The 26,519-nt window shown below is 42.8% G+C and carries 24 protein-coding genes and 1 pseudogene; 11 read left to right on the forward strand and 14 right to left on the reverse strand.

The window, feature by feature from the left end; translation table 11 throughout:
- Window positions 1-6: 6 nt before the first annotated feature.
- Complete coding sequence (locus CHA01nite_RS09295; RefSeq protein WP_146941041.1) at window positions 7-387, forward strand: hypothetical protein; 381 nt, start codon at window positions 7-9, stop codon at window positions 385-387.
- A gap of 226 nt (window positions 388-613) precedes the next feature.
- Window positions 614-2,470: a CocE/NonD family hydrolase gene (locus CHA01nite_RS09300; protein WP_146941042.1), complete on the forward strand. Its 1,857-nt coding sequence runs from the start codon at window positions 614-616 to the stop codon at window positions 2,468-2,470.
- 711 nt (window positions 2,471-3,181) lie between these two features.
- Here CHA01nite_RS09300 and CHA01nite_RS09305 read toward each other — a convergent pair.
- The 3 genes from CHA01nite_RS09305 to speB form a co-directional block, all read right to left on the reverse strand.
- Window positions 3,182-3,793 (reverse strand): alpha-ketoglutarate-dependent dioxygenase AlkB family protein, encoded by a 612-nt coding sequence (locus tag CHA01nite_RS09305; RefSeq protein ID WP_146941043.1) that lies wholly within the window; start codon window positions 3,791-3,793, stop codon window positions 3,182-3,184.
- Window positions 3,794-4,288: 495 nt separating this feature from the next.
- Complete coding sequence (locus CHA01nite_RS09310; RefSeq protein WP_146941044.1) at window positions 4,289-5,146, reverse strand: bifunctional helix-turn-helix domain-containing protein/methylated-DNA--[protein]-cysteine S-methyltransferase; 858 nt, start codon at window positions 5,144-5,146, stop codon at window positions 4,289-4,291.
- Between the two features lie 67 nt (window positions 5,147-5,213).
- A complete protein-coding gene (gene speB / locus CHA01nite_RS09315; RefSeq protein ID WP_146941045.1) occupies window positions 5,214-6,071 on the reverse strand; it encodes an agmatinase in 858 nt (285 codons plus the stop codon).
- Window positions 6,072-6,302: 231 nt separating this feature from the next.
- Between speB and CHA01nite_RS09320 the strand changes: the two genes are divergently transcribed.
- From CHA01nite_RS09320 to CHA01nite_RS09335, 4 genes are read left to right on the forward strand one after another with little or no spacing between them, the layout of a single operon-like run.
- Window positions 6,303-6,569: a DUF2089 family protein gene (locus CHA01nite_RS09320; protein WP_146941046.1), complete on the forward strand. Its 267-nt coding sequence runs from the start codon at window positions 6,303-6,305 to the stop codon at window positions 6,567-6,569.
- A 3-nt stretch (window positions 6,570-6,572) separates the two neighbouring features.
- Window positions 6,573-7,148: a YIP1 family protein gene (locus CHA01nite_RS09325; RefSeq protein ID WP_146941047.1), complete on the forward strand. Its 576-nt coding sequence runs from the start codon at window positions 6,573-6,575 to the stop codon at window positions 7,146-7,148.
- A gap of 3 nt (window positions 7,149-7,151) precedes the next feature.
- A complete protein-coding gene (locus CHA01nite_RS09330) occupies window positions 7,152-8,516 on the forward strand; it encodes an alpha/beta hydrolase family protein (RefSeq protein ID WP_146941048.1) in 1,365 nt (454 codons plus the stop codon).
- Window positions 8,517-8,575: 59 nt separating this feature from the next.
- Window positions 8,576-9,238: an HAD family hydrolase gene (locus tag CHA01nite_RS09335; RefSeq protein WP_146941049.1), complete on the forward strand. Its 663-nt coding sequence runs from the start codon at window positions 8,576-8,578 to the stop codon at window positions 9,236-9,238.
- Window positions 9,239-9,595: 357 nt separating this feature from the next.
- Here CHA01nite_RS09335 and CHA01nite_RS09340 read toward each other — a convergent pair whose 3' ends face one another.
- The 4 genes from CHA01nite_RS09340 to CHA01nite_RS09355 form a co-directional block, all read right to left on the reverse strand.
- The gene (locus CHA01nite_RS09340) at window positions 9,596-10,990 is read right to left on the reverse strand and encodes a type III PLP-dependent enzyme domain-containing protein (protein WP_146941050.1); all 1,395 of its coding nucleotides are present in this window, start codon (window positions 10,988-10,990) and stop codon (window positions 9,596-9,598) included.
- Window positions 10,991-11,100: 110 nt separating this feature from the next.
- Window positions 11,101-11,976, reverse strand: coding sequence for a tyrosine-protein phosphatase (locus CHA01nite_RS09345; protein ID WP_146941051.1), 876 nt, complete (start codon window positions 11,974-11,976; stop codon window positions 11,101-11,103).
- A 254-nt stretch (window positions 11,977-12,230) separates the two neighbouring features.
- On the reverse strand, window positions 12,231-12,860 hold the full coding sequence (locus CHA01nite_RS09350) for a thiamine diphosphokinase (RefSeq protein ID WP_146941052.1): 630 nt from the start codon (window positions 12,858-12,860) through the stop codon (window positions 12,231-12,233).
- Entirely contained in the window at window positions 12,850-13,419 is a 570-nt protein-coding gene (locus CHA01nite_RS09355; protein WP_146941053.1) for a cob(I)yrinic acid a,c-diamide adenosyltransferase, read from the reverse strand. The genes CHA01nite_RS09350 and CHA01nite_RS09355 overlap by 11 nt, the downstream gene beginning before the upstream one ends.
- A 442-nt stretch (window positions 13,420-13,861) precedes the next feature.
- On the opposite strand from CHA01nite_RS09355, the gene CHA01nite_RS09360 reads away from it, so the two are divergent.
- Window positions 13,862-14,362 carry a DinB family protein gene (locus CHA01nite_RS09360; protein WP_146941054.1) on the forward strand — a complete coding sequence of 167 codons (501 nt, stop codon included), beginning with the start codon at window positions 13,862-13,864 and terminating at the stop codon, window positions 14,360-14,362.
- An 85-nt stretch (window positions 14,363-14,447) separates the two neighbouring features.
- Here the strand turns inward: CHA01nite_RS09360 and CHA01nite_RS09365 are convergent, their stop codons facing one another.
- The 4 genes and pseudogenes from CHA01nite_RS09365 to lptB all read right to left on the reverse strand — a co-directional run.
- Window positions 14,448-15,545 (reverse strand): linear amide C-N hydrolase, encoded by a 1,098-nt coding sequence (locus CHA01nite_RS09365; RefSeq protein ID WP_146941055.1) that lies wholly within the window; start codon window positions 15,543-15,545, stop codon window positions 14,448-14,450.
- 29 nt (window positions 15,546-15,574) lie between these two features.
- Complete coding sequence (locus tag CHA01nite_RS09370) at window positions 15,575-16,525, reverse strand: helix-turn-helix transcriptional regulator (RefSeq protein WP_146941056.1); 951 nt, start codon at window positions 16,523-16,525, stop codon at window positions 15,575-15,577.
- Between the two features lie 217 nt (window positions 16,526-16,742).
- A complete protein-coding gene (locus tag CHA01nite_RS09375; protein ID WP_146941181.1) occupies window positions 16,743-18,467 on the reverse strand; it encodes an ABC transporter ATP-binding protein in 1,725 nt (574 codons plus the stop codon).
- Window positions 18,468-18,972: 505 nt separating this feature from the next.
- Window positions 18,973-19,698 (reverse strand): annotated as a pseudogene (gene lptB / locus CHA01nite_RS09380) (LPS export ABC transporter ATP-binding protein); the annotation flags it as partial.
- A 166-nt stretch (window positions 19,699-19,864) separates the two neighbouring features.
- Here lptB and CHA01nite_RS09385 point away from each other — a divergent pair.
- Complete coding sequence (locus CHA01nite_RS09385) at window positions 19,865-20,593, forward strand: hypothetical protein (protein WP_146941058.1); 729 nt, start codon at window positions 19,865-19,867, stop codon at window positions 20,591-20,593.
- 86 nt (window positions 20,594-20,679) lie between these two features.
- Here the strand turns inward: CHA01nite_RS09385 and hemB are convergent, their stop codons facing one another.
- Entirely contained in the window at window positions 20,680-21,669 is a 990-nt protein-coding gene (hemB, locus tag CHA01nite_RS09390) for a porphobilinogen synthase (protein WP_146941059.1), read from the reverse strand.
- Between the two features lie 120 nt (window positions 21,670-21,789).
- Between hemB and CHA01nite_RS09395 the strand changes: the two genes are divergently transcribed.
- From CHA01nite_RS09395 to CHA01nite_RS09405, 3 genes are all read left to right on the forward strand, one after another.
- A complete protein-coding gene (locus CHA01nite_RS09395) occupies window positions 21,790-22,140 on the forward strand; it encodes a T9SS type A sorting domain-containing protein (protein WP_146941060.1) in 351 nt (116 codons plus the stop codon).
- A 92-nt stretch (window positions 22,141-22,232) separates the two neighbouring features.
- Window positions 22,233-23,144: an ABC transporter ATP-binding protein gene (locus CHA01nite_RS09400; protein WP_146941061.1), complete on the forward strand. Its 912-nt coding sequence runs from the start codon at window positions 22,233-22,235 to the stop codon at window positions 23,142-23,144.
- A gap of 2 nt (window positions 23,145-23,146) precedes the next feature.
- Window positions 23,147-24,457 (forward strand): ABC transporter permease, encoded by a 1,311-nt coding sequence (locus CHA01nite_RS09405; RefSeq protein ID WP_146941062.1) that lies wholly within the window; start codon window positions 23,147-23,149, stop codon window positions 24,455-24,457.
- Between the two features lie 294 nt (window positions 24,458-24,751).
- Here the strand turns inward: CHA01nite_RS09405 and CHA01nite_RS09410 are convergent, their stop codons facing one another.
- Together CHA01nite_RS09410 and sucD are read right to left on the reverse strand one after the other, a co-directional pair.
- The gene (locus CHA01nite_RS09410; protein WP_146941063.1) at window positions 24,752-25,420 is read right to left on the reverse strand and encodes a porin family protein; all 669 of its coding nucleotides are present in this window, start codon (window positions 25,418-25,420) and stop codon (window positions 24,752-24,754) included.
- A gap of 16 nt (window positions 25,421-25,436) precedes the next feature.
- Window positions 25,437-26,309: a succinate--CoA ligase subunit alpha gene (gene sucD, locus CHA01nite_RS09415; RefSeq protein WP_146941064.1), complete on the reverse strand. Its 873-nt coding sequence runs from the start codon at window positions 26,307-26,309 to the stop codon at window positions 25,437-25,439.
- Between the last annotated feature and the right edge of the window lie 210 nt (window positions 26,310-26,519).

Here is a 26,519-nt window from a genome sequence, read left to right on the forward strand (position 1 = left end):
ATAGGTATGAAAAAATATATTATCCTATCAGCAGTACTTATTTGCTTTTCATTTGCTGAATTCCAGAAAAATAATTTTACCGGAAACTGGAATCTGGTTGACTCTTATAATATAGAACAAATTAATTTCAAGAATCTGGCATTGCATGAGATGGTTAAGAAAAAAATAGTTGAGCAGAAAAGCCAGATTATTTTTTCAGACGAGGAGATTATGATCAAACAAAACGAGGTTGTTACTGATAAAAGTAAAATCAAAGATTTGAAAAAAATCACTAATGACAGCATTGTTTTTAAATTTGACGATCACACCGCTTCATTTAAACTGAAAAATGAGAAAAGCGGAATAATCACAGTTGATAAAACCGCTGTATTTTTAGTTGAAAAATAATAATTCACTTTATCTGTTTAAATTCTAAAGGTCCGTTTCATCAATTATGAAACGGACTTTTCTTGTATCATCCCTCAAATAATCGGATGAACTGTTTCTGTAGATTTGTAAGTGGCCAATCATCCATATTACAAATACATGCATAACAGAATTTTTATTATTTAAATCTAAACATCCATTTAACGGAAAGCAATTTATGATTAAATTAGCATGAAATTTTTAGACAATGAAGAGACATTTTTCCATGTGGCTTTCTTTCCTGTTTGTTTTGGCGATGGCACAGAATAAGCAGTCCGATACCTTTGTAAAGGACAATTTTATCAAGAAGGAAATCTATATTCCGATGCGTGACGGAGTCAAGCTTTTTACTTCGGTATATATTCCAAAGGATATTTCCGGAAAAAACAAATACCCGTTCCTGATGCAGCGGACCTGCTACAGCGTGGCGCCGTACGGTGAAAACGAATACCGCACCAGGCTGGGCCCCAATCCGTTTCTGATGAACGATAAATACATTTTCGTCTACCAGGATGTCCGCGGAAGGTATATGAGCGAAGGAACCTTCACCAATATGACGCCGCAGGTGGACCATAAAACGAAAAAAGATGTGGACGAAAGCACCGATACCTACGATACCATCGACTGGCTGGTGAAAAATATCAAAGACAACAACGGAAAAGCAGGCCAATACGGAACTTCGTATCCCGGATTTTACACGGCGGTAGGGGTACTTGCCCAGCACCCGGCTTTGGTAGCTTCTTCACCCCAGGCCCCGATCTCTGATTTCTGGAACGACGATTTCCTGCACAACGGAAAGATTATGCTGGGCTACTTCCGGACGTTCCCGGTTTTTGGCGTTCAGAAAACCAAGCCTGAGAATAAAGCGTGGTACAATGATTCCATGATTAAAGCCACTTCTGAAGACGGGCTGAAATTCTACCGCGATATGGGAACTTTAAAGGAAGGTTATGAGAAATATTACAGGAATAATTTCTTCATGACCGAAATTATGAACCATCCCAACTACGATGCGTTCTGGCAGAAAAGAAGTCTGCTGCCGCACCTTAAGAATGTGAATCATGCCGTAATGACCGTGGGCGGCTGGTTTGATGCAGAAGACCTTTCCGGACCGCTGAACATCTACAAGACCATCGAAAAAACAAGCCCGAAAGCGAAAAATACGATTGTGATGGGACCTTTCTCCCACGGTGCCTGGGCTTACGAGCAGGGAAAACATTTCCACAACCAGATCTATTTCGGCGACAGTATTGCGACCTACTACCAGAAGAACTTAGAGACGAAATTCTTTAACCATTACCTGAAAGGAAACACAAAACAGGATGCGGGTCTGCCGGAAGCCATGATGTATGACACCGGCGCAAAGCAATGGAGGGAATTTACCTCCTATCCGCCGAAAGAAGCTAAAAAAGTAAACTTCTACCTGTCCGATAATACCCTGAAAAACTCAGCCGGAACAGGTTTCTCGGAATATTACAGCGATCCCAACAATCCGGTCTTGAGCTCTGATAATTTAAAGGACTTCAACGGCTTTACCCCGAGAAATTATATGTCGGAAGACCAGCGGTTCGCCGAAGGAAGACCTGATGTACTGACCTTTACTACCGATATCCTGACGGAAGACCTGACGCTGGCCGGTGAAATTATGGCTAAACTGAATATTGCCTCCTCCTCTACTGATGCCGATTTTGCGGTGAAATTAATCGATGTTTATCCCGAAGACTTCAAACCTGTTGAAAAGAAAGACGGCGTGATCTACGGAAACTACCACCAGATGGTACGAAGCGAGATGATGCCAGCAAGGTTCCGGAATTCACGGGAGAAAGCGGAAGCCCTGATCCCGAATCAGAAAACCGCTGTGAATTTCAGGCTGCAGGATGTGGTACATACCTTTAAAAAAGGACATAAGATCCAGATCCAGATTTCTTCCACCTGGTTTCCGTTGTTCGCCATCAATCCCCAAAAATTCATGGACAATCCGAATTTTGCAACGAAAGAGGATTACACGAAAGCCTTTATCAAGGTATTTGATGACAGTGCGATAGAAGTGGAAGTTTTGAAATAAACAAAAAAAGGTAGCTGAGGTTCTCAAAGCTATCTTTTTTTTTGTCTCCCACAGATTTTGCATATAATTCTGTTTCTCTTCATGATTCATTGATTTCCACATCGCTTGTCATCCTGCAGGAATCTAGACATAGTACCAGAGAATTGTATGGAAAGACTCATAACAAGATCCTCTTGTGATAAAAATTTTCCACAGATCTTCACAGATTTTCACAGATCATGCACTTTATTTTATCACATAAGTCACCCAGAATATTTGAATTGCCTGAAAATATTTTAGAACACATGAGATTAAAAATCAAAGATTTTTAAAACTTTGGAGTTAATGATGAACGCAGAGTTCAGGGAGAAAATGTACTTACTTCACGCAGAAAGTTTCACAAAGCCGTTTCACTTATAGAAGCGCACTGAGGTTAGAGCCGCTTAGATAAGCGGGAGATACCGTTCTTTTCAACGAAGGACATAAAAATCTCTGATTTTTAAAAAACTTCTGTGTGTTCTCTTCAGCGTAAAGTATTTAACTTTATTCTGCGGTATGAATATCTTTTGAGCCTTTTGTGGTTAAATTTTTTTCTGATTATTTGGGGCACAAAGATATACGGATTTTCACTGATAAGCACGTGGGTGGCTTCAACTCAGCTCAGCTACCGGAAAAAATTAAATCTTATGGATCTCATGTGTTAAAAACTTTTGCACCTTCTGTGGTTAAAAATTACTCCGCAATCGTCCGGAATGTCAGGTTGACCCTGGGGGATTTTACCTTGATGGTGGTGGGCAGCCGGTGCAGCCAATGATCCTGGGTGATCCCTTTCATCACCAGCAGGCTTCCGTTTTCGAGAAATACCTCTGCTTTTTCGTTTTCCGTTTTATGTTTGAACAGGAACTTTCTTTCGGCACCGAACGTTAAGGAAGCAATCGCCCCGTGTTTTTTCAGGTCTTTTTCGGCATCGCTGTGATAGGCCATTCCTTCACTGCCGTCTTGATAGAGGTTCAGCAGGCAGGAATTATAGGTTTCTCCCGTCACTTCTTCACATTTCTTTTTCAGTTCCAGCAGTTCCGGCGTCCAGGGTTTTGCATGTTTTGTCCGTTTGGAATACGTGTATTCAAAAGGCTGATCCCCGAACCAGGCCACTTTCCTTTTGGTGATAATCAGTTTTCCGAAAATAACCGCTTCATCATTTTCCCACGGAATCCGGTTGAATAAATAATCGTAATAAAAATCCGATCTTTCCTGCGTAAAAATTTTTCCGTAATAATGAACGGTTCCGTCTTTGGGAAGCAGGTTCACAGGATTTTCAGATGAATCTTCGAATAAGTTAAGCATAAAAGTTTAAGGTTTAATGTTTTAAGTTCTTTTCAGAAAGATACTTTAAAGTAACGTAAGCTTGATATAGAAATGTGATCGTAAGGCCGGAAGAGGGATGCCGAATACCTTAATGATCAAACTGAATCTTTTCTCATAGACTTGGTTTTATTTTTTAACTCAATAAACGACTCAACGCAAACTAGAAAGGCAAAATTTACATTGTTTTAAAGTCCCGAAGGGATTTCCATAGGATAGAATCCTGTCAGAATCTTGAATCATTTATTCATTCTTACAGGAAGATTTCCACTTAAAATCCTGACTGAATTAACATTAAATTTTATTTTTTAATTAATTAAACAACTGAATATAAAACATATAAAACTGAATTCATGTTAAAATACAATAAATAAGTTCAGATTACACCGAAGTAGAGTTCTACCTAAAATGATTTTAATCAAAATTCATTTTTAAAAGCTATTTAAACGGTTGTATTTATTCGTGCAAAAATTTGTGCTATTTGTGTTTAAAATCAGCATAAACCCTGGAACTCTCCCATCCGATCATCAGTTGCTTTCTTTCGGTTCCCCACATATAGCCCCCGATTTTACCGGAAGACTGGATTACGCGGTGGCAGGGAATCAGGAAAGCGACCGGATTGCTCCCGATGGCGGTTCCCACCGCTCTAGACGCTTTGGTATGTCCGATCTGCCCGGCCAACTGACCGTAAGTGGAAAGCTTTCCCATTGGAATTGTGAGCAGGCTCTCCCAGACCTTCAGCTGGAAATCCGTGCCTTTCAGATGGAGCTTGATGGTCTTCAGTTCGGACCAGTCTTTACTGAAAATCGACAAGGCATTTTTCTGAAAATCATCCTGTTTTTCAAAAAAAGAAGCATTGGGAAATTTAGCCTGTAAATCTCCCAATGCTTTGGTTTTATCGTTCTCAAAAGCCAGGTAACAGATCCCTTTTTCCGTGGAGGCTGCAATCACATTTCCGAAAGGACTCCCGGAAAAGCTGTAACTGATTCTAAGGCTTTTTCCTCCGTTTTTATATTCTGCCGGAGACATCCCTTCGATTTTCACAAACAGGTCGTGCAACCGGCTCGTGCTCGAAAGTCCCGTCTCGTAAGCCGTATCAAACAAACTCGCTTTCTCTTCCTTCAGTAAGCTTTTTGCATGCTCAAGACTGATGAACTGCAAAAATTTCTTCGGGCTGGTTCCCGCCCAGTCGGAAAACATCTTCTGAAAATGGGCCGGACTCAAACTGATTTCTTCCGCCACTTCCTCCAAACCCGGCTGAAGCCTGAAATTGCTCCGGATATAGTCTATCGCTTTGGCAATTCTTTCGTAATCGATCTGATTTTGTGTGGACATATACGTTTATTTTACCTCACAAATTTCCGAAGAACGGGCGGCAGAAAAAATCCGTTTCCTGCGGAATTTAGTTGTTGTTATAGATATGGTAGTACGCCAGCATTTTGTAATACAGCTTCGCCGCTAAAAACGCACTTGGCTTAGCCATCGGAGAATCCATCAGTTCCACAATATCAAATGCCACCACGTTGCATTTTTCAAATACTTTTCTCAGGAGTTCCAGTGTCGGGTACCACTGCAAACCGCCCGGCTCCGGAGTTCCCGTTGACGGACAAAGCGAAGGGTCGAAAGCATCAAGGTCGATGGTGATGTACACATTTCCTGAAACTTTCTCCAATACGTCATTGACCCAGTTTTCGTTGTTGGCAATTTCATGGGCAAAGAATACCCTTCCTTCCGGCAGGTACTGCGCTTCTTCAGCATCCATGGAACGGATTCCCACCTGCACCAGGTTGTGCTTCTGACTGGCCTCAAAAACCGCACACGCATGGTTGGACGTAGAACCGTGGAATTCCGGACGGAGATCGGTATGCGCATCCAGCTGAAGAACGGTTAAGTTCTCAAACTTCTCCCCTACCGCACGGATCGAACCGATGGAAACGGAATGCTCACCCCCGAAAAGCGTGAATAATTTCCCTTCATTATCCAGCAATTCTTTTGTCTTTTGGTAAACGGCTTCCGTCATGGCTTCCGGTGTTGAATTTTCAGAAATCTCTCCGGCTAAATATACTCCTTCCAGGTAAGGTTCCGTCTGTGTTTCGATGTCGTAAAGTTCCATGTTTTCGGAAGCATCCAGGAACAGTTCCGGACCTTTGTCGGCCCCTTTCCCCCAGGTTGAGGTCCCGTCGTAAGGAACGGTAACCAGCATTACTTTCGAATTTTCCAATGATGCATTTTCTTCAGGAATTCCTGCGTATGTCTTCATGTTTCGTGTAGAATTAAATGATTTCGGCAAAGATACGAAGAAGTTTGGAGATGGGTAATCGATAATAAGCGATGAGTTAGTTTTAATGGTTAATGGTTAATGGTTAATGGTTAATGGTTAATGGTTAATGAAGATAAACAAAAGAGTGCTCAATTGGATATTATTTTAATTTTATTAAAATTAAATTTAACTTTATTAAAATAATTTTTACTTTTGTATAAATTATCAGCGATGAAACTTCCTATAGTCTGTCCAAGTTGTGAATCGGCTCTGCAGGTCAGCCAGATGAAATGCAGCCATTGTGAAACGACGGTTAACGGCAATTATGAGCTTCCTTTGTACCTGCAGCTGGGCCGTGAAGAGCAGGAATTTATTTTGAATTTCTTCCTGTCAAGCGGCAGCATCAAAGAGATGGCGAAGCAGGCGGGGCTCTCCTATCCTACCATGCGGAATAAAATGGATGACCTGATCACGAAAATTGAAACCCTTAAAAAATAACCCATGAACTGGAAACTCCTCTTTAACCCTTTCGGAATTTACAGCGAAAAGCAGCTTCTGGTATCCGGTATCCTGATCACCCTGGCAGGCTCTTTCGTAGGCTCTCTTTTTAATGTCACCTTTGACGGCGTCCTGGATGTACACCAGTACGAAACCGATTTTTTAACGGGGCTGAAAGAAAACGGCATAAATATAGCCTGTATTTTTCTTGTGCTTTTCATCCTGGGCAAACTGATCAACCGGAAGACAAGGGCAGTTGATATTCTTAACACCTCCATGGTGTCCCGGTTCCCGCAGTACATCAGTGCGCTGATCACTGCCCTGCCCGTACTGAAAAAAGTAGAAGATGAAATCATCAGCCACCAGGGTGACCTTCAGCATCTGAACTTTCAATCTCTGGATCTTATGCTGCTTTTTATCATCAGCATACTGTTGCTTGCCCTTACGGCTTATTATATTACCCTTTTGGTGAATGGTTTCAGAACTTCCGTCAATGCCAAAAAGTGGCCGCATTTTGCAGGTTTTGCTGTTGCCCTGATCATTGCTGAAATTCTTTCCAAACTTTTAATATCCCTATAATCCATGAAAACAAAGACCGTATTTGTACTTGCTGCCCTTTTATTCTTCTCTTTTCTTCAGGCACAGACCATCGAAGGGTCCTGGAAAGGCGAACTTGAATTCCAGGGCATGAAACTTCCCCTCATTTTAAACATCAAAAAGAACGGAAGCCTTTACTCTTCCACCATGGACAGTCCGAAACAGGGAGCCAAAGATATTCCCGTCGATAAAACGGATTTTGTGAACAATGAGCTTTCCTTTGAACAGAAAATGCTGGGTGCCAATTATAAAGGAAAACTGGCCAACGGAAAAATCGAAGGAACTTTTTCCCAGAACGGGATGCAGCTGCCGCTGACCTTTACTCCAAATACAGGAAACAGATCAGCCCTTAACCGTCCGCAGACCCCGAAACCACCGTTTGCTTATTATACCGAAGACGTTACCTTCCAAAATCCGGCAGACAAAAACACCTTGGCCGGAACCATCGCCCAGCCTGAAAACTTTGATAAAAACAGACCGATTTTGGTCCTGATCACAGGTTCCGGAATCCAGAACCGGGATGAGGAACTTTTCGAGCATAAACCTTTTGCCGTGATCGCCGATAATTTCGCAAAGAAAGGAATCGCCACTTTACGGATTGACGACCGCGGCACCGGCGGTTCTTCAAAAGGAACGGCAAACGACACCTCCTATAATTTTGCTACGGACATCAACACGGCAGTTGAATATCTCGTTTCCAAAGGGTATAAAAACATCGGGCTGCTCGGACATTCGGAAGGCGGAATGATTGCGCCGGTGGTAGCCACCATGAACAAGAATGTAAAATTCCTGGTACTGATGGCAGCTCCCGGAACACCGATCGATCAGCTGCTGATCCAACAAAATGAGCGGGCCGCAAAACTGATGGGGCAGAGTGATGATCAGATCAGTCAAAGCAAAAAAGCCAATTCCGAGATTTACCGTTTTATCAAGAACTATTCCGGAAACGATTATGAAAAAGACCTTCAGCAGTTTTTAACCAAAAATTTTGCAGGCCAGATGAACGAAACGGCCGTTCAGAATATTCAGCAACAGACTTCCGGTGCATGGTTCCGGTATTTCATCAAATTTAATCCGGACCTCTACCTCTCGAAAGTGAAAATACCGGTGCTCGCCCTCAACGGAAGCCTGGATTTCCAGGTTCCTTCGAAAGAAAACCTGCAGGCCATCAGCCAATCCCTGAAAAAAGCCGGTAATCCTGACTTTAAGACGCAGGAGCTGTCCGGCCTCAACCATCTTTTCCAGGAAGCCAAGACCGGAGCCTTTACCGAATATGCGGAAATCGAACAGACGATCTCCCCTGTTGCGCTGGATAACATAAGCGGCTGGATCCTGGAAATGCAAAAGTAATAGCAGAATGCTTTCGGTAATTCTGAAAGGTTTAGTATTTTAGTAAAAAAAATTCAGATATGCCTTTAAAAGCTGTGCTGTTCGATATGGATGGCGTGATTGTGGATACGGAACCGCTGCACAGAAAAGCCTATTTCAAAACTTTCAACGATCTGGGAATCGATGTCTCCGAAGATTTATACACTTCGTTCACAGGCGCTTCCACGAAAAGGGTCTGCGACACACTCATTGAGACCTTCAACCTGAAGCAGACCTTTGAAGAAATTGCGGAAACCAAGAGAAATTACTTTAAAGAATATTTCTACCATGACGGGGATTTCGACCTCATCACTGGCGTGAAAGATCTGATCCTGCATTATTACGACAACGGCATCAAACTGATCCTGGCCTCTTCCGCAACGATGACCACCATCAATATGGTTTTTGAAAAGTTTGAGCTGGAACCGTATTTCATGGGTAAAATCAGCGGGGCCGACCTGAAGGAATCCAAGCCGCATCCCGAAGTTTTCCTGCTGGCCGCCGGAATGGCCGGGGAACCTGTGGAGAACTGCATGGTGATCGAAGATTCCACCAACGGCATCCTGGCTGCACACCGGGCGGAAATTTTCTGCGCTGCGTACCGGAGCGCGCATTCCAAAAACCAGGATTATACCCTGGCCGACACGGTAGTTTCCGATTATTCGGATCTGGAGATTGATAAAATTTCGCAGTATTTCGACTAAGAGCCTGTTTAAATTTACCTTTTATATTTTAACATTAAGAATTTAAGGCATTTTAGCTTAAAAAATCAATATGTCGGTTGCCCGGCAATATTCAATTAAGTCAATTGAAATCATCGTATTAAAGTGAAGAATAAACAAAGTTTATTTAATTCAGAAAATTAAGAGAAATGACGGAAAGTTTGATGAATTAAAATTTTAAACAGGCTCCAAACCTTATCGGTTTTGAACTCCACAAAATAAAACAGGCTGTCCAAAATCTGGACAGCCTCTTGTATAAGTTTTGGCTAAAGCCGAATTGAATTTTCGGTTTTAAAAACGGATTAAAGTCCGTTTCTATTGATACCTAAGATCAGATTCTTACTGATATCCTAAGATTTTGAGTATATCTTCCGGTTCCTGTTTTTCGCGGAAAATCTCATACTGGAGGTCACCGTTTTCATCTTTCTGGATCAGGATGTGTCTCGGCTGAGGCATCAGGCAATGGTGCACTCCGCCATAACCGCCGATCATTTCCTGATACGCGCCGGTATGGAAAAACCCGATGTACAAAGGCTTGGTATCGCTGAAAACAGGAAGGTAAATGGCGTTCGTATGCTGCTCGGAATTGTAATAATCATCCGAATCGCAGGTCAGTCCGCCCAGGAAAACCCTCTCATAGGTATCTTCCCAACGGTTCAGGGGAAGCATGATGAAGTGCCTGGAAATCGCCCAGGTATCGGGAAGCGTCGTCATGAAAGAAGAATCGATCATATTCCACTTTTCCCTGTCGTTCTGGCGTTTCTGGGAAATAATCTTGTAAATGTTTGCACCGCTCTCTCCTACGGTGAAACTTCCGAATTCGGTATAGATATTCGGTTCCTCCACCCCTTCTTCTTCACAGAATTTTTTGATCTGGGAAACAATTTCCTCCACCATGTACTGGTAATCGTAATCGAACTGCAAAGAGGTTTTGATCGGGAATCCTCCGCCGATGTTCAGTGAATTTACTTCCGGAGCAATCTTCTTCAGACGGGCATAAACCCGGAGACACTTATACAATTCGTTCCAGTAGTAAGCCGTATCCTTGATCCCGGTGTTGATGAAGAAATGGAGCATCTTCAGCCTTGCATTCGGGTGCTCGGCAATTTTCTGGCTGTAATACGGGATGATGTCCTTATACCCGATTCCTAACCTTGAGGTATAAAACTCGAATTTCGGTTCTTCCTCGGAAGCGATCCGGATTCCGATATCAAAAGTGGTATCGATGCTTTCCGTCAGCTTGTCCAGCTCGCGGTAATTGTCCAGGATCGGCGTAATGTTCTCGAAACCGCTGTTGATCATTTCTGAGATTTTCGCCAGGTAATCATCTGTTTTGAAACCGTTGCAGATGACTTCGATATCTTTCGTTACTTTCCCTTCGGTATAAAGCGATTTCACGATATCCATATCATACGCTGAAGAAGTTTCTATAGAGATATCGTTTTTCAGTGCCTCTTCAAGTACAAATTTGAAATGACTTGATTTCGTGCAGTAGCAATACGTGTAATTCTTCTTATATTCGGTTTTCTCAAACGCTTCCTTAAACCAGCTCTTCGCCTTCTGGATGTTCTGAGAAATTCTCGGCAGGTAGCTGATCTTTAGCGGCGTGCCGAATTTTTCCACTACGTCCATCAACGGGATGTCGTGGAACAACAAATTGTTCTCAGAAACATTGAATTCCTCCGTAGGGAAATACAACGTCTGATCAATAAGTTCCGAGTACTTTATTTTCATTTCTAAACAAGTGAATTAAGAATGCAAAATTGCTAAAAAAGTTTGGTTTTTGAACGTTAAAATTATTATAAATTTTGAACAGTTTCATCATCGAAAAAGACCTTTAATTATCAATCTGTAAACTTCCGGATGTATTCTTCCCTTTTCTCTTCAGATATTCCCAGTACCTCTTGAACATATCGGTCGGTTGAGCCGTATTCCTTATGGATTTCATTAAAAGCGGCATCCAGATAAGCCCGCTCCACCCAGCTCAGTTTTTCCAGTACGCCGATGTCCAGTTTAGGATAAATGAAATGGAAACTCCTGGCCAGCCTGAGACGCTTGTCCACCAGCTTTTGCCTGTAATTGTTTGATAAGAGATAATCGTTAACAATGGTTTCCTGATCGAATCTGAGTACCGTAAGAACCAGTGCCGTAATAATTCCCGTCCGGTCTTTCCCGGCTGTGCAGTGGTATAAAACCGGCGTATCGGATTCCAGAATTTCAGTAACGATTTTCCGGATGACTTCAGGATGTTCCGTCACATAATTCCTGTAAAAATCCAGCATCCTTTTTTCGGCATCGTCACCCTTTACTTTCCCTTTCAGCACCAGTTTCCTGGCCTGGTCCAGCTGGTCGCCTTCATCCTCAAATGCCGACTCATTTTTATAGACGATCCCTTCAGGAAGATGGTCCGGCTTCCGGGCGATTTCCTTTGAATTCCGAAGGTCGATGATTTCCCGTATTCCCAGATTTTCCACAGTCTCGAAATACCTGCTTTCCAGTTTAAAAAGATGGCCGCTTCTGTATAACCTTCCTTCTTTTAATGTTTTTCCTTCCCTGTTCTTGATATTTCCGACCGGCCGGAAGTTGTAGACTTTTTTAATATCCATTTCCGGTAATGCTGGCATTTTTCCGTATTCCGGTGCGGAAAGAGATGGTGTTCTGCAGGAGAAAGCACTGATGAATACAAGCAGGAGGAAAGGTATTTTTAATAGGGATTTCATATTTATTTAACTATGGATTTCCGCAGATGGTTGCGGGTATTAAGGTTTGGATAAATGGGCTTGAATTTTTAACGCAATGGTTCGCAAGGATTCTTTACAATATTGAGTATATTTTTCGTTCGAAGGCGTTTCACTCAGCAAATGAGCATAAGTTCATAATTTTATGGATAAATGAGTTGTGAGTATTCAGGTTTTGGTTAAAGCCGATGCTGCTTTATTTTGTATAAACGGCCTAAGGCCCGTTCTTACCAATATTACAAATAATTTTTCCCGATGAAAATCAGCAGATCGCCTTTTTCGTATTCGATGGAAACCGCATCTTCTACTGCGAAATTCCGGGTTCCTATTTGGGAAGTAATGCTTAAATTTCCCTTAGTCAGCGGCCAGTTCAGTCCATGGGTTGTAATATTTTCAGCAGAAGGAAAAGGATACAGGGAAATCATTTTATGTTTTACATTTCGGATCGTGAAATTTCCCGGGATAAAATAATATTCAGAAAATTCGTCGTAAAATTTAATATCGAGCCGGTCTCTGTATCCGAAAGCCACGGTGAGGTTTCCTAAAAAATGATCCTGTTCGCCCCCGCTTCCGCCCAGCACATCGATCTTTCGAAAATTCCTTTCTTCGATAATCTCCAGTGCTTTCCGGAAATCGGTTTTATCCTGATCCGGGGTGTAAATGAATTTCTCTTCATAGATCCCATTTTCTTTTCCCGGATGCGAATCGAAATCACCGGAAATAAAGTCCAGCCTGTCCAATGGAAAACCCAGTTTTTTCAGATAATGAAAGGCCCCGTCAGTACAGGCAATCAGGCCATATTGTTCAGGATCAGGGAAAGAGGCCGGGGCATCTCCGTTGATGAAAAGCAATACTTTATCTTTCATTCGGGTTCCAGTATTCTTCAGTTTCGTTATTGATTTTTGAAATGTATCTGGCCAGCACAAACAGGTAATCCGAAAGCCGGTTCAGGTATTTAATCAGCTCCGGGCGGACCTCTTCAGACTCATTTAAGAATACCAATGAGCGTTCTGCCCTTCTGCAGATCGTCCGGGCTGCATGCAGGAAAGTAGCTGCCTTTCCGCCTCCCGGAAGAATAAAATACTGCAGCGGTTCCACCTTTTCGTCAAAAGCATCCATCCAGTGTTCCAGATCTTCAATTTCAACCTCTGAAATCACCAGCGGCAGCCTGGATTTCCCGTTTGCGAGCATCAGTTTGTCAACCGGAGTCGCCGCTTCGGAACCCACGGTAAATAAATCGAACTGGATCTTTTTTAATTGTCTTAAAACTTCTTCATCTTCAATATGGCTTTTGGCAATCCCGATGAATGAATTCAGCTCATCGATATTCCCGTAACTGTCTACTCTTGCGCTGGCTTTTGAAACTCTTGTTCCCCCGTAAAGGGCGGTCTGTCCCTTATCCCCTGTTTTCGTATAAATTTTCATAATACGAAATTACTTTATTAAACCAAAGGCGGCAAATTTTGGAAAGAAGTTTTGATGATGGTACCTTATGGTTGAACACAGAGTTTGTCATTGACTATGTCTAACCTTTGATTTCCTTCGGAATACCGACGCGAATCTTCCATGCTTTTCTCTAATACTATGTTTAGATCCCTACGGGACGACAAGCGAAGCGGAAACTAATTAAAGATTAAAAGAATATGCAAAATCTGCGTGAGATAAAAGATGACCGGTCCCCTGGAGGCCGGCCACTTTCAAATTATTTATCTACCTAACATTGCTTAAGTATGGTTATTTAACGGGAAAATGACTATAATTATTTTAAAGAATTAAAAATAATTTTATCCCGAAAATCCTACTGACAAGCTGTTGTCATTATCCTGTTTTACCTTTGTATCAATCAAAATAAACCATATTGAAAATTATGACAACAACAGCAACGAACACGAAACAATTCATCACCGCCGGACAGATTTTAGAACACTGGCAGGGACACCGCAACCTGACGAGAAGAGTTATTGATGCATTCCCCGAAAAGGAACTTTTCGAATTTTCAATCGGCGGCATGCGGCCATTTGCCAGGCTGGCGGTCGAACTGATCAGCATTGCCGGACCCGGAACCAAGGGAATCGTAGAAAGCAGGATGGAGGCTTACGACCATGAAAAATTTAATCCCAAAACCAAAGAGGAGCTGCTGAAAAGATGGGATGAGGAGACGGAAACCATCAACCGGTATTTCGCCCAAATCTCAGAAGAGCGTTTTCAGGAAAGCTTCAACCTGTTCGGACAGTATGAGTTCCCGGTGTACCAGAACATTTTATATTTTATTGATAATGAAGTGCATCACCGCGGACAGGGCTATACATACCTGAGAGCTTTAGGCATCGAGCCGCCATTCTTCTGGGAGCGTTTTCCGGTGCTGTAACAAGGGCAATACAAACAGCTGATCATCTAACCAAAGTCATTTAAATACAAAAGCTTCCAGGAATCCTGAAAGCTTTTGTCATTTTTTAACCCGGAAGAATATTTTTAAAGAACCTGATGATATTCTCTTTCAGCTTCGTAAAGGTTTCCGAAGTCCCGAAATCTTTGTTATCATAACCGATGGGAAAACCTTTTTCCACATATTCGTTATTTTTCCGTAAAGTAAGCACTTCAAAGTTTTTATTGACTTCACCAAGGCTTTCCGTGTGGATGTCCAGGAATTTTACCGGTGATCGGACGGAGAAATCCAGCTTTTTCAGGTCGATGGTTTTGATCTCTTTCTTAAGATCGGAGCGGAACGATAAATTCATTTTCTTAAGATCGATCACGGTCTGCCACTCACCGGCATGAACGGAATTCAGGACATTCCAGGCATAAGCCACCGGCTTCTGGTCGTACTGATAATTTTTCAGCATGTAATAGGCACGATTGTACCGGTCTTCCCATTTTCCCTGTTGGGTAAAATCAAACTTTTCATTTCCTCCCAGAAAATCAAATTTCTCAACGTTCGCAAGATCCTTTTCATATCGGTTATTACAGAGAAGGGGCATCGGCATTTCCTTATCGGTCAATACTTTATATTTCCCATTCAGCAAAGCAATCGTTGCCGTATTTCCCTGTGCGTCGCTTAAGAAGAAATGGCTGCCTGCCGCGTTCGGCCACCAGTCGATATTCGGACCGGAATTCAGGTGATCCACCACTTCTTTTACCGATCGGTAATGGTCCAGCTGATACTGGATCCACTGGGCCCAGAACATATCGGGTTGTGAAGGATGTTTTACCTTGGACGTTTCTTCAAGATAAAGCTCCACCAGAAACAGCCCTTTTTCGTTGACGCCATAGCAAGGGAAATCGTATCCCAGCAGGTTGAACGTCACCGACCCATACTTTGATTTCCACTGTTTTTCATATCCCGACTGATCGGTCGTGAGGTTTTCCCAGCTGATGTTCCTTTTCAGGATATCCCGTTTGTTCACGACAATCATTCCGGGCATGGTTTTCCAGTTTTCATTAAAACCGACCACACAATACCCTTTCCCTTTCAGCAGAAATGCCGAACAGGCTGAAACCGCCGTTGAGCACATCATAGCACCGATTAAAAACAAACGCGTCCAAAACTTCATAATCTTTTATATAAATGGTTAAATTATTTTCAGTATTTCTTTAAAATATTTTTAATTAAATCCCGTAGGCTGTCTTTCAGGAATTCCGGTTCCAGTACTTCCGCATAATCGGCAAAGGTCACCAGCCAGCGCGGGAATCCTTCTGTGATCCATTCGGTTTCGAAGATCAGCTCGTATCCGTCTTCCCGCTCGATCTCTTCTACCAGTCCGTAATATTTTTTGGAATTGACCAGATGGCCGATGATCCTCTTTTCTACCAGGAGCCTGACCCTGGTTTTATTCCCGTTCGGAGCCTGGCGGTAATCGTTGATCTGCCCGTATTCCTGTAAAAAAGGATTCTGGGTTTTAAAAATCTTAAGGATCCGGTCTACCCGGAACTGGCGGAAATCATTCCGCAACGTACAGAAAGCCATGATGTACCAGTAATTGAACTCGAAGAAGACGCCCACCACTTCAATGGTCCTCGTCGAAACCCTGGCGTCTACGGTTTCGTATTCCAGGGTCAGCTGTTTTTTCTCGGCAATGCTTTCGAGGATGATCGGGATGATGTTCCGGATCTTATCTTCTGTTTTGGGATGATAATTAAAAACGTCAATCTGTTTTTCAATATTCTCAATCAGGTTTTTATCCGAATATTTCAGCACGGAACGTACCTTTTCCATCGCATTCCGGTAATGCTGACCCAGACTTTCATGCAGGAACTTCTGCATCAGTTTTTCTGCCGTAATAAAACTCAAAACTTCTTCTTTCGTAAACATTACCGGCGGAAGTTTGTATCCATCCATCAGGGAATAGCCGCTTCCGGCTTCTCCGATAATGGGAATCCCTGCATTTTCCAGGGTCTTTACATCGCGGTAAATCGTCCGGACGCTCACCTCGAATTTTTTGGCCAGATCCTGCGCCCGCACCACAGGCTTCGATTGCAACTGCGTCAGAATGGCGGTCACCCGGTCGAGTTTCTTAAGGTAATGGTCGTTCATTTTTTATGAATGATGCTTGATAAGTGATAAGTTATAAGTCATAAATGATGAGTGATGAGTGATCAGCAATGAGCAATGACCTGTAAACGAATGCACTATAATCATTAAACTGATCCATTATCACATTTTTTCTATTAATCCATCGTTCCATTGTTCCATCGTTCCATTAATTCACTGATAAACTGTTACATTGTTACATTGTTACACTAATTTACTGTTACATTTTCAGGCTATTTACCAATTTATCCAGGTTTAAACTTCTTGCGGAGGCATCAAAGATTTCACGGTAGGTCCCGTTGATCTGCACCAGTTCGTCATGGGTCCCGTTTTCCACGACCCTGCCTTTTTTCATTACATAAATGGTATCCGCATCCAGGATCTGCGACAGCGAATGCGAAATAATGATTACCGTCCGGCCTTCTTTGATCGCATCCAGGGAATTTTTGATCTGTTCCGTAGCAATGGCGTCAAGGCTTGCCGTAGGCTCATCCAGGAAAATAATCGGCGGATCTTTCAGAAACAGCCGGGCAATGGCGATTCTCTGCTGCTGTCCACCGGAAAGCTGGGTGGCATCGTGCCGGTAGCCGTCCGGCAGCTCCAGGATCTGCTCGTGAAGATACGCTTTTTTGGCGGCTTCCTCGATTTCTTCAAAAGAGGCGTTCATATTCCCGTAGCGGATGTTGTCTTCAATGCTTCCCTGGAAAATATGGTTTTTCTGAAGGACCAGACCAAGGTCGTTCCGGAGAAAGGTATTATCATATTCATTTAAATTCACATGATCCAGCAGGATTTCCCCGGAATCCGGGAGGTAAAATTTACACAGCAGATTGATGACGGTGGATTTCCCGGCACCGCTCAGCCCAACCAGCGCCGTTGTTTTCCCGTTTTCGATGGTCATGGAAACGTTATGCAGAGCCTGTGTCCCGTTCGGATAAGTAAAATTGATATTTTTTAATTCAAAGTTCCCTTTGATTTCTTTTTCAACGAAATTTCCGTTCTGTTCTTTCTCATCGTCTGCGTTTAAAATATCAAAATAGCCTTCCGCATAGATCATTGCATCGTTCATATCATCATAAATCCTGTGCAGCTGGCGGATCGGTGCCGAAACATTGTTGAACAGCATGATGTGGAGCATAATGGCCCCGATGGTCATCTGCTGATCCAGTACCAGATAGACCGTCAGCAGGATGATCAAAACCACGCCGAACTGTTCGATAAAGGTTTTCAGCCCGTCATAGATAAAATTCGTTTTCCGGGTGAACATCTGGCTCTCCATCAGCTGCATCTGGAGGTCGTACTGCTTTTTGCCTTCAAATTTTTCACGGACAAAACTTTTGATCACCATAATGGAATTGATCAGGTTCAATAATCCGGAGGTCTTCTGTTCACGCTGGTTCCTTAGCGTTCTTCGTACCCCGCTGAGCTTTTTCGCCTGCAGGGAGCTCACATAGAAATAGATCGGGACAATGATCGTGGAAACAAGCCCTACGTAGACATTCTGAAGATACATAATGATCAGGGCAATAACGGAATTGGAGAACAGCGGCAACATATCGATAAAAAAATTCTGCACCAGCCGGGTCAGGCTTTCGATACCACGGTCGATCCGGATCTGCAGCTTTCCCGACCCGTGGTCCTCATCATTGAAGTAAGCCACGCGGTAGGTCAGGATTTTATCGATCGCCGATTGTGCCAACACGGAACTGACATTGATCCTGATTTTCTCACCATAAAATTTCTGACCGAAATTGATGAAGATGTTCAATAGTTCCTTTCCCAGTAAAATAACGGAGATGATCACGAGTACATGAATACCTTGCGACATCGGATGCGGCAGATGCGTCAGCTTCGTTACCTCGTCTACCGTATATTTCAGTACCAATGGGTTTACCTGAGCAGCAAGGGCCCCTAGAAAAGTCAGAAACAATGTTCCGTAAATCATCAGCCGGTAGGGTCTGATGAAAGGAACCAATTGCTTATAAATCCCGTATAAAGTAAGGGTCCGGTTGAAAGGTTTTGCCATAGAAAATGATTTTAACGAAAAAACGTACCGTTTTGCAGAGAAAAGGTACGTTTTATTCTATTTTTAAGCAATAGTTATGCTCCGAATTTTAATTTTCAAACAGATACGTGGTGAGGTAATGCAGTTCCGGCCTGCCTGCCGCTTTGGATTCTGCTTTCGCGTCTTCCAGAGAATAAAGGGAATTGATTTCCTTTTTCTGGAACACAAAAGCGTTGTTGGCATTTTTATCCACAACTTCGTTAAAGATGTGTTCGATTTCAGAATTTGCCAGCGATGCAAAGCTGATGTCTTCAAAACCGTACATCAATCGCAGGTCGTCAAACTGTGCAAAGTTTTCATCTACAATATTCTGCAGCTGGGTCTTGGACTCAAAATTCCCTGCCCAGATGTTGTAGGCATAGCTTTTTTTATTCGGTTTATCGAAGATACTCTGGTAGACGAAATTTTCTCCAAGATAGGCCTCCCTTACCTGCGGATCGTTGGCCAGCTCTTCCGGAAGTCCTTCTTTCAGGATCCTTCCTTCAAACATGATGTAGGTTTTATTGGTAATCGCCAGCGTCTGCTGAACATTGTGGTCGGTAATCAGGATGCCGATGTTTTTATCGGTAAGGCTTCTGACGATCTTCTGAATATCTTCCACGGCGATCGGGTCTACCCCGGCAAAAGGCTCATCAAGAAGAATAAAACTCGGGTCGGTAGCCAGACACCTTGCAATTTCGGTTCTCCTTCTTTCCCCCCCGGACAAAAGGTCTCCGCGGTTTTTACGGACGTGCTGCAAAGAGAATTCTTCGATCAGCTCATCGCATTTCATCTGCTGCTCGCGCTTTGAAAGTTTCGTCAGCTGTAAGACGCCCATGATGTTTTCTTCCACCGAAAGCTTTCGGAATACAGAGGCTTCCTGTGCAAGGTAGCCGATGCCCTTCTGCGCCCTGCGGTACATGGCATCGGTCGTAATTTCCTGCTTGTCGAGAAAAATCTTCCCTGAGGTCGGCTTAACCAATCCCACAATCATATAAAAGGATGTGGTTTTCCCGGCACCGTTCGGCCCGAGCAATCCTACAATCTCTCCCTGCTGAACCTGTACAGAAACGCCTTTTACTACCTTTTTAGGACCGTATTCTTTGATTAAGTTTTCTCCGCGTAAAATCATAAGGGCAAAGATAAAGTTTTTTTGAATTGGATATTCAAGATTAAAAACCGGAATACAAAGTTTATGATATTTTAATACCGTCTTTTCATCTTAATTTGCAGGATTTTTTTGCCGTCAGCAAAACATTTTTAATTAAATTTAAATCCGGAACCAACACTTTATTCCTATGGAAAACAATCAGCAGCTCACTGAACTTCTTGCCCTGGATCTCGGGGTGAGCATCATCAACCGAAGGCCTTATGCCAAAGAAGTATTCAGATGGCAGGATATGGACCTGCTTCCGCACTCTTCCACCGATACCCTCCTTTGCGAAATTTACGAATGGAACGGCAGAAACTGGCGGACGACGAACAACAACCTGATCGGATATCTTTTTCCGGGAGACCAACTGGGAACCGTTAAAAACCAGCTGATGGCGGTACAGAAATTCCCGGCATTGATCCCGGATTTTGAATTTACGAAAGACAACATGGCCGAATTCGGTCTTTCTCTACCTTCCCTCTTCAACATCGGAATCCGGGGCGATATCAACAGTGCCAAAGATTTTTCGGTGAAGGTGAACGGTGTCACAAAATCCAGGATCACGAATATCGATTCTCCCGGTATTGAAATTTTAAGGAAATATTCGGAATTTACCCAGAATGAATCCAGGTCGTACCGGAGAAATATTAAGTTTAATTTTCTGAGCACATCGCTTTTCTATGCGGACAGTGTGGAAATTAACCTAGAAAAAGAAGCCGGTGTGAATCTCGAGGTCAGCTTCCAGACCCAGAATGTTGAGGTCCAGGCCCATATAAATACCGATACGAAGAAAAATTTCACCTTAAAATATACCGGGAACCAGGCCCCCTTTGCCGCGAAATTTACCAAAGGGAAAGAATTCAATATCATGTAAAAGTTAAAAGTTATAAATCATGAGTTATAGATAACAACAATTCAGCAGTTACTTATGACTCATGATTTTTAACTCATAATTCAATTCTACCCGTTTAAGATCATCGCTGCTTCCTTCGCAAAATAAGTAAAGATCATATCGGCACCGGCCCTTTTGATGCAGGTTAGACTTTCGATAATGGTTTTATCATTATCCAGCCAGCCGTTCTGGGCAGCCGCTTTCACCATCGCATACTCCCCGCTCACATTGTAAACCGCTACCGGCAGGTCAATCGCTTCACGGACTTTGGTGACGATATCCAGATAAGGAAGTCCCGGTTTGATCATGATGATATCCGCGCCTTCTTCAATATCCTTGAATACCTCATTGAGTGCTTCGCGGGAATTATGGAAATCCATCTGATAAGTCTTTTTATCCTTAGGAATTTCCATGTCGTCTTTCGGAGCACTGTCCAGTGCACTTCTGAACGGACCGTAAAAGGAGCTGGCATATTTTGCCGCATAACTTAAGATCCCGACATCAGTAAATCCACTGTCTTCCAGTGCTTCACGGATCACCTGAACCCTTCCGTCCATCATATCGCTGGGCGCCACGATATCAGCTCCCGCCTCCGCATGGGATACGGACATTCTGGCAAGTGCGTCACTGGTGGCATCGTTTACGATTTTCCCGTTTTCAATGATTCCGTCGTGGCCGTAAATGGAATACGGATCCAGCGCCACATCCGGCATGATAATCATTTCCGGAACGGCATCTTTAATAGCCCTGATGGTATTCTGCATCAGTCCGTTTTTATTCCACGCTTCTTTTCCGGTATTGTCTTTCAGGTGATCGGACACTTTCATATAGAGGTTGACGGCCTTTACTCCAAGAGCAAAAAGTTCTTTACATTCCTTTACTGTCAGATCGATGCTTCTCCTGAAAATTCCCGGCATCGAGGGGATCGGCTCTTCTTTATTTTCACCTTCCATGACGAAGACCGGCATTACAAAATCGTTGGTGGTAAGCGTGCATTCCCTTACCAGGCTTCTCATGGATTCATTTACCCTAAGCCTTCTATTTCTTGAATGTATCATTTTGGAATACTTTTTGAACAAAATTTAATACAAATTTACTACAACTAATATAAAAAACTATTGCACAGCATTGTAGAATTAATTAGATTTGTTCAAATATTCCTAAGAAATTATAATTTGATGAGAAAACTTTTACTTTTGTTAATCTTTTTGGCCGGTTTTGTTGGATTTTCCAACAATATGAAGGCGCAAATAAAAGAGCCGGCTGCATTTTCCCAGAAAGCTGATGACGGGGTGCTGGTGGCTTATCCCAATCCTGCCAAGGACTTCCTTATCATGAAGGCGAAAGACCAGAATCTGAAGATCAAAAATGTGATCTTTTATTCCATTCTGGGAACCCAGGTCGCCAATTATTCGGTAAACATGAATTCCGGCGAGATCAATATTGAAAAATTAAAGCCCGGTAAATACCTGATCCGGTATATTTTGAGTGACAATACAATGAAGGTCACGCAAATTGTAAAACAATAAATTAAATCCTGATAATCATCAGGATTTTTTCTTTTAGCTTAATTATTCCGTAACTTTCGGAACATTTTTATACTAATTATAAAAACAAGTTAATGCTAAAAGCTGAACACGTAAGAAAGACTTATAACGCAGGCAAAAAGGTAGCTTTGGATGATTTCAGCATTCATGTTCCGAAAGGCAGCATCTATGGCCTTCTTGGTCCGAACGGAGCCGGAAAAACCTCCTTTATCCGCATTATCAATCAGATTACCCAGGCGGACTCCGGAGAAATCCGGATCAACGGACAAAACCTTAATCCCGACCACATCAAAGACATCGGCTATATGCCCGAAGAGCGGGGTCTCTATAAAAACATGACTGTCGGCGACCAGCTTCTTTACTTCGGTGAGCTGAAAGGCATGAAGAAGAACGATGCTTTGCAGGAAGCTAAAAAATGGTTCGACAAGCTTCATATCGACCAATGGTGGAAAAAGAAACTGTCTGAACTTTCCAAGGGAATGGCCCAAAAAATCCAGTTCGTGGTAACGGTTCTACACAGGCCGCATCTTCTGATCCTGGACGAACCGTTTTCCGGTTTTGATCCTGTGAATGCCAATCTGATCAAAGACCAGATCATCGATCTGAAAAACAACGGGACCACCATTATCCTATCCACCCACCGGATGGAAAGTGTGGAGGAAATGTGTGATTACGTGGCATTGATCAATAACTCTAAAAAAATCATTGACGGGCGGGTTTTCGATGTTCGTGAAAAATTCAAGAAAAATATTTTCGGGATTACCTTGTCTGATGTGGATGCTTCGCAGCTGGAAGCTTTCCGGAACCGGTATGAGATTTTCAACTTTACGGATGAGAACAATCTTCTTTCTTTCGATCTAAGAAACGAAGCCGACCAGAACCGTATTCTGCTGGACCTGGTGAATGTAGGTAAAGTACGGTCATTCGACGAGAAAATCCCGAGCATGAATGAAGTTTTTATTAATGCGGTAAGCAACAATTCTTAAAGATGAATCATATTTTTTTAATTACGAAAAGGGAATTTCTTACGCAGGTGAAGAAAAAATCCTTCGTTATACTGACACTGCTGGCGCCCCTCTTACTCATCGGTTTCGGAAGCGTCATCGGGCTGATGTTCAAGGCAAATGAGTCACACAGCATTATCGAAGTGGTAGATAAGAACGGGCTGTTTAAAAACCACCTGAAATCTACGGACAAACTCGATTATGTTTTTGTACCTGCCGCAGATGAGAAGGCCAAAGTGAATACCCTGAAAAACAATGAATCGCTGGATGGGATCCTGATTCTTCCGGAACTGCAGAATGGGAATTATGAACAGCTTTTAAACAATACAAGGCTGGTGATCAACAATAAAATCGGATTTGATACGAAGCAGAAGATCGTTTCGGATATTAATGAAGTGATTAAGAAAGAAAAGATCAAAAAACTGGGCATTGCAGAAAGCCAGCTGGATAACCTGGACAAAGCTTTTACTTTAAAAACCATTAATGTTTCCGAGAACAACAAAGAAGATTCGGATCTTGCTTTCGGGGTAAAGAGCGTGCTGAGCATGCTGCTGATGTATGTCACTTTTATGTTCATCATCATTTATGGGGTACGTGTGATGAGAAGCGTACTGGAGGAAAAAAACAACCGCGTTGTGGAAATCATCATTTCTTCGGTAAAACCTTTCGAGCTGATGATGGGAAAAATCCTTGGGGTAACAATGGTTGCGCTTACACAGTTTGTGGTCTGGATCACGATGTCCGTCGTCGGGGCTTTGGTGCTGAATACCGGATTTTCATCGATCCCGAAAAATATCCCGGGCGGTAGTGAGACTATGATGAGCAAATTCGATATCCTGCAGATGGGAACCCAGATTTCCCATAGCCTGCTGGAACTGAATTTCCCGCTGATCATCTTCGTATTTATTGTGTTTTTCTTATTAGGTTACATTTTTTACAGCTCCATTTATGCCGCGATCGGCTCTGCCGTGGATAACGAAACCGAAACCCAGCAGTTTACTTTATTTGCCATTTTACCTTTAATGGTGGGCATGTACGGCAGTTTTACATTTATGAACAATCCGGACGGTCCTCTAGGCTTCTGGCTTTCCATTATACCGTTTACTTCGCCGGTGGCCATGATCGCAAGAATTCCTTACGGGGTTCCGGCCTGGCAGATTGCCCTTTCGATCGTGCTGCTTTTGGGAACGACGATTTTCATGATTTTCCTGGCGGGCAAAATTTACAGGGTAGGTATTTTAATGTATGGAAACAAAGCGACGTTAAAGGAGATCTGGAAATGGATTAAGGGATAAAAGTATTGGTTCTTATCCTTTATATTATTATGAAGCCTGATGAAAAGCTGGAAGAGGGATGCCGGATGCGGGAAATTTCTCCTTTCAAAAACAGGATCAAAGTCCTGATGATCAGACCAGTCTTTTGTCATTCGATCTGAGCGTATTCTTATAAAATCCGGATTGAATGAGCCTTTATTATTTTTCAATTAAGGAAACAGTTGACCATAAGTCGAATTCACATTGATATTAAATAAAACAAAAGGCTGCTCCTTGCAGGGGCAGCCTTTATGATGTTTCAATCTGAAAGAATTTTTAGTTGAAGATGTAGCTTAAGGTTACACTGAGAACCTGCTCAGACTTTGCTTTGGTACTTCCTTTCGGTTCTTTATCCAATCCCGGATAGGTATTGCTGAGTCCGAAATCATATCTGGCAGCCAGTTCGAGCTGTCTTTTGTAGCTGTATCCTACGCCTATTCCCAATCCAAAGTTAAATTTGCTGGCCTTTCCGTTGACGTCCGGATATGCCGGATCTTTAAAATCCGGGTCATAATAAGGTCTTAAAACCGGTGCGTTCTTTACATTCTGGCTCATTAAAAAATTGAATCTCGGACCCACCATTCCAAAGAATTCAGATTCTGCTTCAGAAAAATATCCTTTAAAATAAATCGGCACACTAAGGTAATTGTTGGCATAAACCGCATTATAGCCGTCTACTCCTTTTGCGTTTTTATCCTTACCGGTTTCCCCTGCTCCGTAATAGGTAATTTCCGGCTGCAAGAAAAACTGGTTTTCGGAACCTATCGGGACTAAAGCCAGTACCCCGCCCTGAAATCCGAATCTCGGTCCTGAAGGATTATGCGCATTCTTTACCCCGGAATAGTTGCCCCCGGCAATGATTCCGAATCTTGTACTGCTGAAATCGATCTGAGCAAAAGACATAGCGGAAAAAGCCATTGCCGAGGCTAATAAAAATTTTTTCATGTTGTATGTTTTTAAATTATGCTAGAATTTTTGCAACGGTAGCACCGATGTCAGCAGGGGAATCCACTACATTGATTCCGTTCTCTCTCATGATTTCCATTTTAGCCTGCGCCGTATCTTCGGCACCTCCTACGATGGCACCTGCGTGACCCATGGTTCTTCCTTTAGGAGCGGTTTGTCCTGCGATGAAGCCTACAACCGGTTTTGTAGAACCGCTGGCTTTGTACCATCTTGCCGCTTCCGCCTCAAGACCACCACCGATTTCTCCGATCATGACTACGGCTTCCGTTTCAGGATCGTTGATGAATAATTCCAAAGCTTCTCTTGTGGTAGTACCGATGATCGGGTCTCCACCGATACCGATGGCTGTAGAAACACCGAAGCCGGCTTTTACTACCTGATCAGCAGCTTCATAGGTAAGGGTACCTGATTTGGAAACGATTCCCACTTTTCCTTTTTTGAAAACGAAACCTGGCATGATTCCAATTTTAGCTTCTTCCGAAGTAATGATTCCCGGACAGTTCGGACCGATCAGTCTGCAGTCTTTGTTAGAGATATACGATTTTACTTTAACCATATCCGCTACAGGAATTCCTTCCGTAATACATACGATTACTTTGATCCCGGCTTCTGCAGCTTCCATGATGGCGTCCGCAGCAAATGCAGGCGGTACGAAGATGATGCTTACATTGGCTCCCGCTTTTTCCACCGCATCTGCCACGGTATTGAATACCGGCTTCCCAAGGTGCTCGCTGCCTCCTTTTCCAGGAGTAACCCCACCTACTACGTTGGTTCCGTATTCGATCATCTGGCCCGCATGGAAAGTACCTTCGTTCCCTGTAAATCCTTGTACAATTACTTTAGAATCTTTGTTTACTAAAATTGACATTTTATTATAATTTTAATTTATTTATTATTTTTAATAAGGTTCACAAATTTACTTATTTTTCTTTGATTACCATATCGCAAAGCCGAAAAGATAAAGACAAAAGAAAAATCTTCCATTATCTGGCATTTGGCGTTGTTTGAACTATGTTAAACCATCATACTCAATATGTATTAATGCCGCTTTATGATTTCGGCTTGCCACTTTTGTCGT

The sequence above is a fragment of the Chryseobacterium hagamense genome, assembly GCF_007991455.1.
Classification (GTDB): Bacteria; Bacteroidota; Bacteroidia; order Flavobacteriales; family Weeksellaceae; genus Chryseobacterium; species Chryseobacterium hagamense.